Below are 15603 nucleotides of genomic sequence, written 5' to 3' on the forward strand. Positions count from 1 at the left end.
CAGCAACGCACTGGCACGGCTAACCCGGTGCGAGAAAACCGTAAAGCGGCCGAAACTTCGCACATCCCGTACCGAAACATCCCCGTCGCAGGATTTGGCGTATACCCCGTTGCGCGGCGGTGCGTCAGCAGCGGCTGCGAGAAAGGAAGTAGGCGTGTCCAGGGAACTCATGGCGCCCGGTAAGGATGCCGTGGAGACTATGTGCGCCTATTGCGGCGTGGGCTGCGGCATTGTGCTGCAGGTCACAACGGACGAGAAAACCGGAAAGCGCCACATTGCCAAGTCAATTGGCCGCACCTCCCATCCGGCCAACTTTGGGCGATTGTGCACCAAAGGTGCCACGACGGCCGACCTGCTCGCCGCTCCCGGACGGCTGGAGTCGGCATACCTGCGCAATGACCGTGGGGAGCCCCTCGAGCCGGTCGGCATCGACGACGCCATCACCCAATGCGCCAAGCGGTTACGCGCCATCATCGAGAAACACGGCCCCGACGCAGTCGCGGTGTACGTGTCGGGGCAGATGTCGATCGAGGCCCAATACCTGGCCAACAAGCTGACCAAAGGGTTCATCGGCACCAACCAGATCGAGGCCAATTCGCGGCTGTGCATGGCCGGGGCCAGTTCGGGCTACAAGCTGTCGTTGGGCGCAGACGGGCCACCCGGCTCCTATCAGGACTTCGATCAGGCCGACGTGTTTCTGGTCATCGGAGCCAACATGGCTGACTGCCACCCGATCCTGTTCCTGCGCATGATGGAACGCGTGCAGGCCGGCGCCAAACTGATCGTCGTCGACCCACGCCGCACCGCGACCGCCGACAAGGCCGACCTGTTCCTGCAGATCGCTCCCGGCACCGACCTTGCGCTGCTCAACGGCTTACTGCGGCTGATCGTCGAAAACGACTACACAGATCCGCATTTCATTGCCGAGTTCACCGAGGGTTGGGAGGCGATGCCGAGCTTTCTCGAGCAGTTCCCACCCGAAAAGGTAAGCGAAATCACCGGTCTTCCGGTCGAAGACATCCGCACCGCGGCGCGCTGGATCGGCGAAGCCACGAACTGGATGAGCTGCTGGACAATGGGACTCAACCAGAGCACCCACGGCACCTGGAACACCAACGCGCTGTGCAACCTGCATCTGGCCACCGGCGCCATCTGCAAGCCGGGCAACGGCCCCTTCTCCCTCACCGGCCAGCCCAACGCCATGGGCGGACGCGAAATGGGTTACATGGGGCCGGGTCTACCGGGACAGCGCTGGGTGCTCTCGGCCGCCGACCGTGAATTCGCGGAGCAGCAGTGGGGTATTCCCCACGGGTCGCTGCGCACCGAAGTCAGCGCCGGTGTGGTCGACATGTTTTCCCGGATGGCTGCCGGCGACATCAAGGCATGCTGGATCATGTGCACCAACCCCGTTGCCACGGTGGCTAATCGGAAGACCGTGCTGGCCGGACTGGAGAAGGCCGAGTTGGTGATCAGCCAGGATGCGTTCGCCGAGACCGAGACTAACCAGTATGCGACCGTGTTGCTGCCCGCGGCCCTGTGGGCCGAGTCCGAGGGCGTGATGGTCAATTCCGAACGAACCCTGACGCTGTTCCAGAAGGCCGTCGAGCCGGTCGGGCAGGCACTTCCGGACTGGCAGATCATCGCCCGGATCGCTTGCGAGATGGGCTATTCGGAGTCTTTCAACTACCGATCTGCCGCGGAGGTGTTCGAGGAGATCAAGCGGTTCTCGAACCCGGCGACCGGATACGACCTGCGGGGGGTCAGCTACGACAGGTTGCGGCAGACACCGTTGCAGTGGCCCTGCCCACCCGAAAGCAGTGGCCGCAGCCCGATCCGCTACCGCAACGACGGAGTCAGCCAGACGCTGCTGGTTCGTGACGACGGCACGGTGCCGCCGTTGGCGTTCCCCACCGCCAGTGGACGTGCGGTGTTCTTCGCCCGTCCCCATCTGCTGCCCGAGGAGATGCCCGACGGTGACTACCCGTTCCTGCTCAACACCGGACGCCTGCCCCACCAGTGGCACACACTGACCAAGACCGGGAAGGTCGCCAAACTCAACAAGCTCAACCCGGGACCGTTTGTCGAGATACACCCCGATGATGCCGCACAACTGCATGTCTGCGACGGCGACGACGTCGAGATAGCGTCTCGTCGCGGCCGCGCGGTGCTGCCCGCTCTGGTCACCGACCGGGTGCGGCCCGGCAACTGTTTTGCTCCCTTCCACTGGAACGACGTCTTCGGCGAGTATCTCTCGATCAATGCCGTGACCAACGACGCCGTCGACCCGATATCGCGGCAACCGGAATACAAGGCGTGTGCGGTCACCTTGACCAAGGTCGCCCAAACAGCGGTCCGCCCACGTTCGGCAGACGAACCCAGCGGGGCCGGCGCACCCGAGCCGAGATTGCTCACCGACACCCCGTGCCTCGATGTGGCCGACATCGACGCGCTCGCCGAATTCCTCGGAGTGGCAAGCGAACCGATGCCCCAGTTCGGTCCGTTCGCTCGTTCCTATCTTGCCGGTCTACTGGCGGGGCTGCGCACCGAAACCGGTCGGCGGATGGCCGGGGTACCCACCGTGCCGGTCAGCGCTCCCTTCGACACGCCCACCCGACTGTGGCTGGACGGATTACTGGCGGGGATGTTCGCGCGCGCCGAGACGCCGCAACCGGCGTCGGCCGGGCGGCCCCACGGCGCCGACGGCTATCGCGAAAAGCCCACTGCGGCAATTGCCCCAATCGTGGTGCTATGGGCGTCGCAAACCGGGACCGCCGAAGAGCTCGCCGCTGATGTCGTCGCGCAACTGCGCGCGGCCCAACTGCCGGTCGCGCTGCACGGCATGGATGAGTTCCCGGTGTCGCAGCTGCCGGTCACCGAGCAGCTGCTGCTGATCACCAGCACCACCGGCGACGGTGACCCACCGGACAACGGTGCAGCTTTCTGGCGGGCGCTGTCGGCTGAAACCGCGCCGCAGCTGGCCGGTACTCGTTATGCCATTCTGGCACTGGGCGATTCGAACTATGGCAACTTCTGCGGTCACGGGCGGGCGCTGGATCAGCGCCTGGCCGAGCTGGGCGCGACCCGCATCGTCGACCGCGTCGACTGCGAACCCGACTACGAGGACCCCGCCACCGGCTGGCTGAGCGAGGTTCTGCACGAACTGCGCGGCGCCGAGTCGACCATCGGCACACAGCATCAGGTGTCGTCGATGGCCACCCGAACGCCGCCGAGGTACACCAAAAAGAATCCGCTGGTGACCAGCGTGGTCCGTAACACCATCCTCAGTATGCCCCGTTCGGCAAAAGATGTGCGGCAGATGGTTTTTCACGTGCCTGAGCAAACGGTCAGCTACGAGGCCGGCGACGCCTTGGGGGTGTGGCCACACAACGACGAGCGCTTTGTCGACGAATGGCTGACGGTGACCGGATTGGACGGCCGCACCCAAGTCGAGGTCGCCAACCACGAATCGATGTCGCTGCGTGCGGCATTGACCGCTCGGCTCGAGATCGCTCACATCAGCTCCGATCTGCTGAGCTTCGTCGCGCGGCGCACCAAAGATCGCGGCGTTGCGCAACAGCTCGACACCTTGATGCGCCCGGAAAACAAAGCCGCGCTTGCCGATTGGTCATGGGGCCGTCAGTCGGTCGACCTGCTGGCCCGGGCTCCGGTCGCCGCGACCCCCGCCGAGTGGCTGGCCGTGCTCAAACCGCTTCAGCCGCGGCTGTATTCGATTTCATCGAGCCCCAAACAGCACCCAGGGGAAGTGCACCTGACCGTGTCACCGGTGCGGTACAACTTTCACGGTGTGCCCCGGCGCGGGGTGTGCTCGACCTATCTGGCCGACCGCTGCCCCAGCGACGAAATCGCGGTCTATGTCAAGAGATCCAGCAATTTCCGGCCTCCCGGTGACCCGCATACACCCATGATCATGATCGGTCCGGGCACCGGCATCGCGCCCTTCCGGGCTTTCCTGCAGGAGCGGCGCGCGCTCGGCCACACCGGGCCCAACTGGCTGTTCTTCGGCGAGCAGCACGCCGCCACCGATTTCTACTACCGCGAGGAGATCTCGGCGATGCACGCCGACGGCTTCCTCACCGAACTCGACCTGGCATTCTCGCGCGATCAGCAGGAGAAGGTCTACGTGCAGCACCTGATGCGCCGCCGCGGGGCGCAGCTGTGGCAATGGCTGCAGGACGGCGCGCAATTATACGTCTGCGGCACTGCCGACCCGATGGCTAAGGATGTCGACCGCGCGCTGTGTGAAATCGCCGCCGAGCACGGACACCTCGAGGCCGAAGCGGCCACCGCCTTCGTGCAGTCGCTGAGCGCGGCCAAGCGCTACCACCGCGACGTCTACTGACCCAGCTGCTCTGCGCCGGGCTTTCGCGGGGTTACCGTGATTTGACGCCTCGTCAGGTCACGGACGGAGATGGTGATGAGCGACGCCCGCGTGCCCCGGTTTCCGGCCGCACTGTCCACGCCGAGCCTCAATCGCGGGGTCGGCTTCACCCACGAGCAGCGCCGACAGCTCGGGCTCGTCGGTCGGCTTCCGTCCGCGGTGCTCACCCTGGACCAGCAGGCCGACCGGGTGTGGCATCAATTGCAGAGCCTGGCCACTGATCTGGGCCGTAACCTGCTGTTGGAGCAGCTGCATTACCGCCACGAATTGCTCTACTACAAGGTGCTGATCGATCATCTGCCCGAACTGATGCCGGTGGTGTACACGCCCACGGTCGGGGAGGCGATCCAACGGTTCTCCGATGAATACCGCGGGCAGCGCGGGCTGTTCCTGAGCATCGACGAACCCGACGATGTCGCGGTCGCATTCCAAACCCTGGGCCTCGGACCCGACGACGTCGACCTGATCGTGTGCACCGACGCCGAAGCCATCCTGGGCATCGGTGATTGGGGGGTGGGCGGCATCCAGATCGCGGTGGGCAAATTGGCGCTCTATACCGCCGGCGGCGGCATCGATCCCCGCCGCTGCTTGGCGGTCTCGCTCGACGTCGGCACCGACAACGAGCAGCTGTTGCAGGACCCGTTCTATCTGGGCAATCGGCACGCCCGGCGCAGCGGCGCCGAATACGACGAGTTCATCGAGCGCTACATCGAAGCCGCACACCGGATGTTTCCCGGGGCGATGCTGCACTTCGAGGACTTCGGGCCGGCGAATGCGCGGATGATTCTGCAAACCTTCGGCACCCGGTACTGCGTCTTCAACGACGACGTCCAAGGGACCGGCGCGGTGGTCGTGGCGGCCATTGACGGGGGCTCACATGTCACCGGTGCCGCTGTCTGCGACCAGACGGTGATCGTGTTCGGGGCCGGCACCGCAGGCATGGGTGTCGCCGATCAGATCCGCGACGCCATGGTCGCCGACGGCGCCAGCGTCGAGCAGGCGACATCACAGATCTGGGCCATCGACAAGCAGGGGCTGCTGTTCGACGATATGGCCGACCTGCGGGACTTCCAGCTGCCGTACGCCAAAAGCCGTAGCCGGCTGGGTGTCCGGGCCGCGGCACGGGTTGGACTGATCGACGCGATCAAGCTGGCCTCGCCCACCGTCTTGCTGGGCGCCTCGACGGTCTCCGGTGCATTTACCCAGGAGGTCGTCGAAGCGATGACGGCGTGCTGCCAGCGCCCGATGATCTTTCCCCTGTCCAACCCGACCTCGCGCATGGAAGCCATGCCGGCCGATGTGCTGACGTGGTCGAACGGAAAGGCATTGGTGGCCACCGGCACCCCGGTCGCGCCCGTCGAATACAACGGCACCACCTACACCATCGGCCAGGCCAACAACGTGCTGGCGTTTCCGGGGATCGGTTTGGGTGTCGTCGTGGCCGGAGCCCGGCTGCTGACCCAGGGCATGCTGCGCGCAGCGGCTAAAGCCCTTGCGTGCCGGGCCAATCCGGCCAAGACCGGGGACGCTCTGTTGCCCGACGTATCGGACCTGCGGAGCATCTCCGCGAGTGTCGCCGAGGCCGTCTACCATGCGGCCGGCCAGGACGGCGTCGCCACCAGGACCCATGACGACGTCCAGCAAGCCATCGCCGACACCATGTGGCTGCCGATCTACGACTAACCCGGGGCGCGATCCGGCTCAGCCGCCGTTGGCGCTCGGCGATACGCGTACCGCATCGACGCACCTGTCGATCTCACCCAAGGTGTTGTAGAACGCGAACGAAGCGCGAACAGTGGCCTCCAGGCCGTGGCTCCCCCGGATCGACCGGGCGGCGATGGCCGGCGGCATGGCGGCGGGGCTCGGCCACGCCCGCGTCACGTTCGCTGAGCCGATCAGCAGATATGCGCCATGCCCTATAGTGGATGGCATGCAACAGGCCGTACCGCTGCGCTTTGTCCGTACGCGCTGCATCGCCGTGGACTGTTGTTGTTGCTGTTGATTCCTGACGCCTTCTGACCGTTCAGCAATCGGCGCGCTCCGGCGCTTCACCCCATGAGGACGCGCGCAATCCGAAGTCTTCAGGAAGAGCAACCGATCCCATGACTGTCCTGTCCATCCCCCGCCGTGCGCTGCCTGCTGCGGCGGCCCGCCGACGCAAGGCCTGCTCGCTGGAATTCGCGGGCATCGCGGCGCAGCGCCCGTCGCCCCACCGCCCGGGCTCCCGGTCGGCGCAGCCACATCTGGACACCCGGCCGCTCAATGCGCCCATCGCGGTGCCGGTACTGACCTTCGAATTCGACGTGCGGCCTCGGGCGGGCGGCTATTGGCTGCGGACGGCCTCCGACGCGCCCGTGGCGGTGAAGCCGCAGAAGTCCGCGGATTGCCTTGTCGGGCAAGACATTGCAACCCAGCCGCTGACACCGGTTTCAGTCACGACACCCGCGCACGTGACAATCGAGTTCGACATCAACTGGCAGGCCGCCGAGGCCCGCGCCGACATCGCTGGAGACCGCCAATGACCATCGCCGAGAACATCACCCAACTGATCGGGGGCACGCCGCTGGTGCGGCTGCGACGGGTCACCGACGGCGCAGTGGCCGACGTGGTGGCCAAGCTGGAATCCTTCAATCCGGCGGGAAGTGTGAAGGACCGCATCGGCGTCGCGATGATCGACGCCGCCGAGAAGGCGGGCCTGATCAAGCCGGACACAATCATCCTCGAACCAACGAGCGGAAACACCGGCATCGCGCTGGCGATGGTGGCGGCCGCTCGCGGGTACCAATGCGTGCTCACCATGCCCGACACCATGAGCATCGAGCGACGCATGCTGCTGCGCGCCTACGGCGCTGAGTTGGTGCTCACGCCGGGCGCCGAGGGCATGGCCGGCGCCATCGCCAAGGCCGAGGAACTGGCCAAGACCGACGAGCGGTATTTCATCCCGCAGCAATTCGAGAATCCGGCCAACCCCGCGGTTCACGCGGTGACGACGGCCGAGGAGGTGTGGAAGGACACCGACGGCAAGGTCGACATCTTCGTGTCGGGTATCGGCACCGGCGGCACCATCACCGGTGTCGCGCAGGTCATCAAGGAACGGCGGCCGTCGGCGCAGTTCGTCGCCGTGGAACCGGCCGCGTCGCCGGTGCTGTCCGGAGGCCAGAAGGGACCGCACCCGATTCAGGGCATCGGCGCCGGGTTCGTTCCGCCGGTTTTGGACCTGGGCCTGGTGGACGAGGTCATCACCGTCGCCAACGACGACGCGTTCGACCTGGCCCGCCGACTGGCCAAGGAGGAAGGGTTGCTGGTTGGCATCTCCTCGGGCGCGGCCGTGTGGGCCGCGGTGGAAGTGGCCCGTAGGCCGCAAAACGCCGGCAAACTCGTGGTCGTCGTTCTGCCCGACTTCGGCGAGCGCTATCTGAGCACACCGTTATTTGCGGACCTGAGCGATTAGCCATGCTGGCGCAGATTCGACGCGACATTCGGGTGGCCAGACAGCGCGACCCGGCCCGGCCGACCACGTTGGAGGTCATCTTCAGCTATCCTGGCGTGCACGCGGTGTGGGGCCACCGGATCAGCCACTGGTTGTGGCGGCACAACGCGCGGCTTGCCGCTCGGGCGTTAGCCGAACTCACCCGCATCCTGACCGGTGTCGACATCCATCCCGGCGCCGTCCTGGGCTCCGGCCTGTTCATCGACCACGCGACCGGCTTGGTCATCGGTGAGACCGCAGAAGTGGGTGATGACGTCACGCTCTATCACGGCGTCACGCTCGGCGGCACCGGAACCGATATCGGTAAACGCCACCCCACCGTCGGTGACCGGGTGATCATCGGAGCCGGCGCCAAGATCCTGGGCCCGATCAAGATCGGCGACGGCAGCCGGATCGGCGCCAATTCCGTTGTGGTGAAAGAAGTTCCATCCGGCTCAGTGGTGGTCGGTGTCCCCGGCCAAGTCATCAGCCGCAACGGTTCGTCCGGACACGACGACTCATTGCTGCCCGACTTGGTGGGGGTGAGCCTGCAGTCGCTGCTCACCCGGGTGGCCCGCCTGGAGGCCAAAACCGACGACCATCCACCGGCCGGACGGGTGATTCGGCCACCCGAGGCCGGGGTATGGCATGGCGAAGATTTCTCCATCTGATCCAGCTGAGGAAGGCCCCACCTTGACGACGACGCAACGCGGGGCCGGACGATGAGCTCGATCGCGGTGGCCTCGGCTGCGCTCGTCGCAGCGTTGACAGCCGCGACGGTGATCGGCTGGGCGATCAATCGGCGTTCGGGAGTGTTGCGGCAAGCCGAGGGCGCGGCTCATCAGGACGCCTCCGGTCTCGGCCTGTCCGGCACGGGTCCCACCGTCGTGCACTTCAGCGCCGCGTGGTGCGGTCCGTGCGCCGCGGTGCGCCGCGTGGTCGACCAGGTGTGCGCCGACCTGCCCGATGTGGCACACGTTGAGATCGATATCGACGCCAGTCCGGTAGCCGCACGTCGGATGGCCGTGTTGTCGCTACCCACTACGTTGATCTTCGACGCGGACGGGCGGCAGCTGTACCGCACCGCCGGCGTGCCGAAGGTTGCCGATCTGCGATCGGCGTTGCAGCCGCTGCTCACCTGACATCGTTGGCCAAGGATTCGGGAAGGAGCAGTGTTGATGCCGAATCATCCCCAACAAGTAGACGTCCGCGGTCCGCGGTTTGCCGCGTGGATCACCACGACGGTCCTCGTCGTGGTCCTGGTGGTCTCGGTGTTCAGCGCCGCGGCGGCGGCAGTGGTCCTGTTAGCCCAGGCCGTCGTCTTTGCCATCGGTGCGCTGCGCGGCCCGCGCAACAGCCCTTACGGTCTGCTGTTCGCCACGCTAGTGGCTCCGCGACTGGGACCGGTCAGTGAACGGGAGCCGGTGCCACCGCTGAAGTTCGCCCAGTTGGTCGGGCTTGTCTTCGCGGTCGTGGGGGTCGTCGGCTTCGCTATGACGATCCCGGCGCTGGGTGTGGTGGCGACGTCGTTCGCGCTGTTCGCCGCGTTCCTGAACGCCGCCTTTGGCATCTGCCTCGGCTGTCAGCTCTACCCGTTGGTCGCCCGGCTCCGGCGTGCGCCGGCGGCGAATGCGCCGCATCGCTAAGACCTGGCTCCCCCGGAAGGACTCGAACCTTCAACCCTTCGGTTAACAGCCGAATGCTCTGCCAGTTGAGCTACAGGGGACCGGCGCGTCCACGCGAATGCTGTCGCGGATCGCGGGACGACTCTAGCGTACTGGCATGGCCGCGCCAACTAGCGGGATCAGCCAGACTGCTGAGCGCGTCGGTGGCCACCCGGCTGGTGGGATGGCGCGCCCGCCCCGGGCGGATGAGGCAGGATGGAACGAACCGCGCTGATAGTCGGAGGGACCGTTTTGATCGGGTATGTCGCCGTGCTGGGGATTGGGTACGTGTTGGGGGCGAAAGCCGGGCGTCGCCGCTACGAGCAGATCGCCGGCACCTATCGTGCGCTCACCGGGAGCCCGGTGGCCAAGTCGATGATCGAGGGGAGCCGCCGCAAGATCGCCAATCGGATCTCCCCCGATGCGGACTTTGTGACCGTGACCGAGATCGACGAGCAGACGGCCATCATCGAGCGGGCCGAGCGGGTGGAGCGGGTGGTCGAGCGCCGGGCGAACAGCGCGCGCTGACGCTTCTCTGCTTCACGCGGTCAGGTCGTTGCCGCTGGCCTGCTCCAGCAAGCTGCGCCGGTAGGCCTCCATGGCTACCAGATCGCCGAACAGCGCGTGGTACTCCTCGCCCTGTTCGATCGGCGACATGCGCTGCAGTTTGGACTTGACTTCGGCGATCTGCCGGCCCATCCACACTTCCTGCAGCCGGGCCAGCACCCCGCCGATGTAGCGCGGCAGCTTGTCGTCGTCGACCGCAATTGCCTCCACCGCCAACTCGTTGATTAGGCCTGTGGTCAACGGCGACGCGGTCTGCCGGGTCACCATGTCCATCCACTGCGCCCCCGTGACACCGGCCGACGTCCCTCCCGCGGCCTCGATAGCCGCACGCACGGCGGCATATCCGGGGTGGGTGAAACTCTCGACGGTCAGGCTGTCGAAAACCGGTCCGGCCAGCGCCGGGTACTGCAGCGCCGACTTGAGCGCCTCACGCTGCGGCCACAGCGTCGGGTCCCGCGGGTCGGGACGAGCGGCGCCGGGTCCGGTCGGCGGCGCATCGGCGTGCTGCTGCGCGGACCGTCGCGGTGCCTTCGAGCCGGGATCGCCCCTGCCCGGCACCTTGGCGGGGATCTTGGCCTGACCGCGCACTCGGTCCACAACCTGGGCAACGTCCTCCCAACCGACCCAGCCGGCCAGCTGCCGGGCATACTCGTCGCGCAGCATGGGGTCTTTGATCCGGCCCACCATCGGCACACACCGGCGCAACGCAGCCACCCTCCCCTCGGCGCTGTTCAGGTCCATCTCGGCGAGCGCGGACCGGATTGCGAACTCGAACAACGGAGTTCGTCGTGCCACCAGGTCACGCAGGGCGGCGTCTCCGCATGCCAGCCGCAGGTCACACGGATCCATGCCGTCCGGGGCTACCGCCACATAGGACTGACCCGCCAGGTTCTGTTCGCCGTCGAGGGCCTTCAGCGCGGCGGCGCGGCCGGCGGCGTCGCCGTCGAAAACGTAGATCAGCTCGCCGCGGAAGAAGCTGTCGTCCATCATCAGCCTGCGCAGCATGGCCAGGTGCTCGTCGCCGAAGGCGGTGCCGCAGGACGCCACCGCGGTGGTGACCCCGGCCAGATGCATGGCCATCACATCGGTGTAGCCCTCGACGACCACCGCCTGATGTCCCTTGGCGATGTCGCGTTTGGCCAGATCGATGCCGAACATCACCGACGACTTCTTGTACAGCAGCGTCTCCGGTGTGTTGACGTATTTGGCTTCCATCGGGTCGTCGTCGAACAGTCGCCGGGCACCGAACCCGATCACCTCGCCGGCCGATGACCGGATGGGCCACAGCAGCCGCCGATGAAACCGGTCCATGGGCCCGTGCCGGCCCTGCCGGGACAGGCCCGCCGCTTCCAGCTCCTTGAATTCAAAACCCTTGCGCTGCAGATGCTTTGTCAGACAGTCCCAGCCCGACGGCGCGAATCCACAGCCGAACCGACGAGCCGCCTCGGCATCGAAATTGCGCTGAGTCAGGTAGTGCCGGGCCGGTGCGGCCTCGTCGGACTCCAGAGCGGCGGCATAGAACTCAGCCGCGGCCGCGTTGGCTGCGATGAGCCTGCTGCGACTGCCCCGGTCGCGCTGCACGCTGGTGGCCGCGCCGGTGTAGCTGATGGTGTAGCCGATCCGGTCGGCGAGCAGTTCGACCGCCTCGACGAAGCTGACGTGCTCGATCTTTTGGATGAACGCGTAGACGTCGCCACCTTCCCCGCAGCCGAAGCAGTGGAAGTGACCGTGGTTGGGCCGCACGTGAAACGACGGCGACTTCTCGTTGTGAAACGGGCACAGACCACGCAGGGAGTCGGCCCCGGCGCGGCGCAGCTGGACATAGTCGCCGACGACATCCTCGATGCGGGCGCCGTCACGGATGGCCGCGATGTCGCGGTCGGAAATCCTGGAGCGCCCAGCCGGACTCGACATTCGCTCATCTTAGGGCTCAGTGCAAAACCTTGGTGCGGCCGCGGAATTGAGCGGCGTCGATGCGTTCCAGCCGCCCCTCGGTGTAGGAGGCGATCTGGTCGACGACGACCCGCATCCGGGCGGCGTCGTCGGCCGCGGTGTTGAACGCCGCGGCAAAAATCGGATCGAGGGTTCGCGGCGCCCCGGACGACAACCACTGCGCCACCCGGTGGACGCGTTCTCGCTGTCGAGCCTGGGTTTCCAGATGCCGTGGGTCGGACATGATGAACTGCAACGCCAGGATTTTCAGCACCGCAACTTCGGCCCGCACCAGGTCGGGCACCTGCAGGTCGGCCTGGTAGCGCGTCAACGGCCCGCAGCCAGCCACGGCACGGGTGGTGGCGATTGCGGCCGAGGCAAACCGCCCCACCAGCTCGCTGGTCAATCGCTTCAGCGCGACCGATGCCGCCAGGGTGGCGTCGTATTTGCCGACCGCGGCCACCACTGGCAACCCCGACAACCGGCTGGCGGCCGCCATCAACTCATCGGCACCGAGCCGGGAAAATTCGCTCTGCCCCAGGTTGGCCAATGCGGCGGCGGCGTCGTGGTCGGCGAGCACCCGCAAGTCGATGCGTCCGGAGACCACTCCATCCTCCACATCGTGCACCGAATACGCGACATCGTCGGCCCAGTCCATCACTTGGGCCTCCAGGCATGGCCGATCAGCCGGTGCGCTCGTACGGACCCAGGCCGCCGGCTGCCGGTCTTGGTCGTAGAAGCCGAACTTGCGTCGCCCGTCACCGCGCGGCCACGGGTATTTGGTGACCGCGTCCAACGCCGCCCGAGTCAGGTTCAGCCCTACGCTGACCCCTTGGCTGTCAAGGACTTTTGGCTCAAGGCTGGTCAGGATGCGGAAATTCTGGGCGTTGCCCTCGAAGCCGCCGCAGCCGGCCGCGACGTCGTCGAGGGCGCGCTCCCCGTTGTGCCCGTACGGCGGGTGCCCGATGTCGTGGGCCAGACCGGCCAGCTCGACCAGGTCCGGGTCGCAACCCAACCCGATCGCCATGCCCCGCCCGATCTGTGCCACTTCCAGCGAATGGGTCAGCCGGGTGCGCGGAGTGTCACCTTCTCTCGGTCCGACGACCTGCGTCTTGTCGGCGAGGCGGCGCAGCGCGGCGCTGTGCAGCACCCGTGCCCGGTCTCGGGCGAAATCGGTGCGGTGCTGCCCTTCCGTGCCCGGCAGACCCGCCGACTTCGGCGCTTCGACTACCCGCCGTTGACGGTCGAAGTCGTCATAGGGGTCTTGCTGATTCGTGGTCACCGCCCCACAGTCTGCCAGGCACGCCGGTACCCGGTGGCGTCGTTGATGCCCGACCCCCGCACGGCGGCTCCGACCGCGGCCGCGCTTGCCTCGGGCCGGTCTGGGTGCCGGGCTAGATTAGCCGTATGCGCATCGGTCGCCTGCTCGGCGTGGTTCTGACGGTCTGCACTGTGGGCCTCGCCGGGGGTGTGCTGCTGGCGCCGCCCTCAGCCGCGCAACCGCCGTTTCGGCTCCCCGGCTATGTGACCGACAACGCCGGCGTGCTCAGCGGTTCTGATCGCGGCGAAGTCACGTCGGCCATCAATGAGCTCTACGCCGATCGCCACATCCGGTTGTGGGTGGTCTATGTCGACAACTTCTCCGGACAAAGCGCAGTGGATTGGGGCCAGAGCACGTTCCGGACCAGCGAGCTGGGGAGCTATGACGCCCTACTGGCCGTCGCCACCGTCGCCAGATCGTATGCGTTCCTGGTGCCATCCAGTGTGCCCGGTGTCAGCGCCGGCCAGGTCGACGAGCTTCGCCGAGACCACATAGAACCCGCGCTACGCAGCGGCGATTGGGATGGCGCCGCTGTCGCGGCGGCCGACGGACTCAACAAGTCACCCAGTTCGTCGGGCCGGGTAATGGTGCTGGTGGTTCTGGGCATCATCGTCGTCGCGGTGGTGATCCTGTTGGTGGTGATGCGCTACCGGGCCCGGCGACGGCGTGCTGACGCGCTGGCCGCGGCACGACGCGTGGACCCTACCGACGCGCGGGCACTGGCCGCGGTGCCGCTGGATGTCCTCGACGACTTGTCCCGGTCGCTGGTCGTCGCTGTCGACAATGCGGTGCGCACCAGCTCCAATGAGCTCGCGCTGGCGATCGACGAGTTCGGCGAAGACCGGACCGCGCCGTTCACCCGGGCCGTGAACAGTGCCAAAACTGCTCTGACGCAGGCATTCAGCGTGCGCCAACAGCTCGACGACAGCGCTCCGGAAACCCCGGCGCAGCGGCGCGAGCTCCTGACCCGGGTCATCGTGTCCGCGGCCACGGCAGACCGCGAACTGGAGGCGCAGACGGATGCCTTCGAAAAGCTGCGAGACTTGGTGATCAACGCCCCGTCCCGGCTGGACCTGCTGACCCAGCAGTACGTCGAACTCAGCAGCCGCATCGCGCCGACACAGCAGCGACTGAGCGAATTGCACCACGAGTTCGGCGAGGCGGCGTTGACTACTGTCTCCGCCAACGTCACCGCCGCCCAGGAACGACTGGCATTCGCCGACCGCAACATCACCGTGGCGCGCGAGCTGTCCACTCAAGCCGTGAGCGGTCGGCAGTCCGGATTGGTGGACGCCGTTCGCGCGGCTGAATCCGCACTCGGGCAAGCCCGTTCGCTGCTCGACGCGGTGGACAGCGCCGCCGGCGACATCCGGCGCGCCGTCGGTGAGCTGCCGTCGGTCCGGGCTGACGTGGCCGCCGGCATCAAGCAAGCCGACGAGCAGCTGCAACAGACACCGAACAACACGTCGGCACACACTCGCGAACTCGTCGCGGCGCGGGATGCTGCCGCGCGTGCCCTGGAAGAGTCGCGCGACGCCGGCGGTGACAGCGGCACCGCCAGCGTCGCGGATCCGCTCGGCACTTTTGCCCGGCTGACCAACGCCGGCGCGGATCTGGATCGGCTGCTGACCACGGTAGCCCAGGAACAGGCCAACGCCGAGCGACTCAATCGCTCGTTCGAGCAGGCGCTGTTCACCGCCCAGTCGCGGGTGCGCGCGGTGTCAGAATATATCGACACTCGTCGCGGCAGCATCGGGCCCGAAGCCCGGACCAGGCTGGCCGAGGCGAAACGTCAGCTGCACGCCGCGCGCGACGGGCGTTCGACCGACATCACCGAATCGATCGGTCATGCCAACGCGGCATCGACGCTGGCGGCCAACGCCCAGGCGCTGGCCAACGCCGACGTGCAGGCGGCTCAGCGCGCCTACACCCCACAGGGCGGCGACCATGTCGGAGCGATCCTTGGCGGCATCATCATCGGCGACCTGCTCAGCGGCGGCCTGCGGGGTGGTTTCGGCGGCTGGAGCCCGACGTCATTCGGCGGTTCTTCCAGCTCGTCCGGTGGATCATCCGGCGGCGGGTTCATGGGTGGCGGCGGGCGCTTTTAGGGCACGACCCGCCGGGCACCGCAACGAAGAAACAGCAACAAAACCGCGCACACCAACTCAGCGGGGCTTTCGCCGTCCGTGCGTTTGGGTGCTCAATCAACCTGCTCAATGAATAGAAGCGGCGGGCGCACCGAATATGGTGC

Annotated in this window: 12 protein-coding genes and 1 tRNA gene; 9 read left to right on the top strand and 4 right to left on the bottom strand. The window is 66.8% G+C overall.

Features of this window, described 5'->3' with window-relative positions; genetic code table 11:
• The first annotated feature begins 169 nt into the window (after positions 1 to 169).
• Positions 170 to 4360, top strand: coding sequence for a bifunctional nitrate reductase/sulfite reductase flavoprotein subunit alpha (locus EET13_RS18455; RefSeq protein ID WP_122443638.1), 4191 nt, complete (start codon positions 170 to 172; stop codon positions 4358 to 4360).
• 75 nt (positions 4361 to 4435) lie between these two features.
• Entirely contained in the window at positions 4436 to 6082 is a 1647-nt protein-coding gene (locus tag EET13_RS18460) for an NAD-dependent malic enzyme (RefSeq protein ID WP_122443653.1), read from the top strand.
• An 18-nt stretch (positions 6083 to 6100) separates the two neighbouring features.
• Here the strand turns inward: EET13_RS18460 and EET13_RS18465 are convergent, their stop codons facing one another.
• The gene (locus EET13_RS18465) at positions 6101 to 6331 is read right to left on the bottom strand and encodes a hypothetical protein (protein WP_136623193.1); all 231 of its coding nucleotides are present in this window, start codon (positions 6329 to 6331) and stop codon (positions 6101 to 6103) included.
• A gap of 170 nt (positions 6332 to 6501) precedes the next feature.
• On the opposite strand from EET13_RS18465, the gene EET13_RS18470 reads away from it, so the two are divergent.
• From EET13_RS18470 to EET13_RS18490, 5 genes are read left to right on the top strand one after another with little or no spacing between them, the layout of a single operon-like run.
• A complete protein-coding gene (locus tag EET13_RS18470) occupies positions 6502 to 6921 on the top strand; it encodes a hypothetical protein (RefSeq protein WP_122443640.1) in 420 nt (139 codons plus the stop codon).
• Positions 6918 to 7850 carry a cysteine synthase A gene (gene cysK / locus EET13_RS18475; protein WP_122443641.1) on the top strand — a complete coding sequence of 311 codons (933 nt, stop codon included), beginning with the start codon at positions 6918 to 6920 and terminating at the stop codon, positions 7848 to 7850. The genes EET13_RS18470 and cysK overlap by 4 nt, the downstream gene beginning before the upstream one ends.
• A gap of 2 nt (positions 7851 to 7852) precedes the next feature.
• The gene (gene cysE / locus EET13_RS18480) at positions 7853 to 8539 is read left to right on the top strand and encodes a serine O-acetyltransferase (RefSeq protein ID WP_122443642.1); all 687 of its coding nucleotides are present in this window, start codon (positions 7853 to 7855) and stop codon (positions 8537 to 8539) included.
• 51 nt (positions 8540 to 8590) lie between these two features.
• Positions 8591 to 9010, top strand: a complete 420-nt coding sequence (locus EET13_RS18485; protein ID WP_122443643.1) for a thioredoxin family protein — start codon at positions 8591 to 8593, stop codon at positions 9008 to 9010.
• Positions 9011 to 9046: 36 nt separating this feature from the next.
• Positions 9047 to 9514 (top strand): DUF4395 domain-containing protein, encoded by a 468-nt coding sequence (locus EET13_RS18490; protein WP_122443654.1) that lies wholly within the window; start codon positions 9047 to 9049, stop codon positions 9512 to 9514.
• Between the two features lie 4 nt (positions 9515 to 9518).
• Here the strand turns inward: EET13_RS18490 and EET13_RS18495 are convergent.
• A tRNA-Asn gene (locus EET13_RS18495) sits at positions 9519 to 9594 on the bottom strand.
• 190 nt (positions 9595 to 9784) lie between these two features.
• Here EET13_RS18495 and EET13_RS18500 point away from each other — a divergent pair.
• Complete coding sequence (locus EET13_RS18500; RefSeq protein ID WP_122443655.1) at positions 9785 to 10060, top strand: hypothetical protein; 276 nt, start codon at positions 9785 to 9787, stop codon at positions 10058 to 10060.
• A 12-nt stretch (positions 10061 to 10072) separates the two neighbouring features.
• Here EET13_RS18500 and dnaG read toward each other — a convergent pair whose 3' ends face one another.
• Together dnaG and EET13_RS18510 are read right to left on the bottom strand one after the other, a co-directional pair.
• Positions 10073 to 12013 carry a DNA primase gene (gene dnaG, locus EET13_RS18505; RefSeq protein WP_122443644.1) on the bottom strand — a complete coding sequence of 647 codons (1941 nt, stop codon included), beginning with the start codon at positions 12011 to 12013 and terminating at the stop codon, positions 10073 to 10075.
• Positions 12014 to 12029: 16 nt separating this feature from the next.
• Entirely contained in the window at positions 12030 to 13313 is a 1284-nt protein-coding gene (locus tag EET13_RS18510) for a deoxyguanosinetriphosphate triphosphohydrolase (protein WP_122443645.1), read from the bottom strand.
• Positions 13314 to 13438: 125 nt separating this feature from the next.
• Between EET13_RS18510 and EET13_RS18515 the strand changes: the two genes are divergently transcribed.
• Positions 13439 to 15460 carry a TPM domain-containing protein gene (locus tag EET13_RS18515; RefSeq protein ID WP_122443646.1) on the top strand — a complete coding sequence of 674 codons (2022 nt, stop codon included), beginning with the start codon at positions 13439 to 13441 and terminating at the stop codon, positions 15458 to 15460.
• The last annotated feature ends 143 nt before the right edge of the window (positions 15461 to 15603 follow it).

It is taken from the genome of Mycobacterium attenuatum (assembly GCF_900566085.1).
In the GTDB taxonomy this organism is placed as follows: Bacteria; Actinomycetota; Actinomycetes; order Mycobacteriales; family Mycobacteriaceae; genus Mycobacterium; species Mycobacterium attenuatum.

Bases quoted from the DNA above. Each gene is read 5' to 3' on its own strand.
- EET13_RS18455 (WP_122443638.1), top strand. From the start codon at position 170: ATGGCGCCCGGTAAGGATGCCGTGGAGACTATGTGCGCCTATTGCGGC.
- EET13_RS18460 (WP_122443653.1), top strand. From the start codon at position 4,436: ATGAGCGACGCCCGCGTGCCCCGGTTTCCGGCCGCACTGTCCACGCCG.
- EET13_RS18465 (WP_136623193.1), bottom strand. From the start codon at position 6,331: ATGCCATCCACTATAGGGCATGGCGCATATCTGCTGATCGGCTCAGCG.
- EET13_RS18470 (WP_122443640.1), top strand. From the start codon at position 6,502: ATGACTGTCCTGTCCATCCCCCGCCGTGCGCTGCCTGCTGCGGCGGCC.
- cysK (WP_122443641.1), top strand. From the start codon at position 6,918: ATGACCATCGCCGAGAACATCACCCAACTGATCGGGGGCACGCCGCTG.
- cysE (WP_122443642.1), top strand. From the start codon at position 7,853: ATGCTGGCGCAGATTCGACGCGACATTCGGGTGGCCAGACAGCGCGAC.
- EET13_RS18485 (WP_122443643.1), top strand. From the start codon at position 8,591: ATGAGCTCGATCGCGGTGGCCTCGGCTGCGCTCGTCGCAGCGTTGACA.
- EET13_RS18490 (WP_122443654.1), top strand. From the start codon at position 9,047: ATGCCGAATCATCCCCAACAAGTAGACGTCCGCGGTCCGCGGTTTGCC.
- dnaG (WP_122443644.1), bottom strand. From the start codon at position 12,013: ATGTCGAGTCCGGCTGGGCGCTCCAGGATTTCCGACCGCGACATCGCG.
- EET13_RS18515 (WP_122443646.1), top strand. From the start codon at position 13,439: ATGCGCATCGGTCGCCTGCTCGGCGTGGTTCTGACGGTCTGCACTGTG.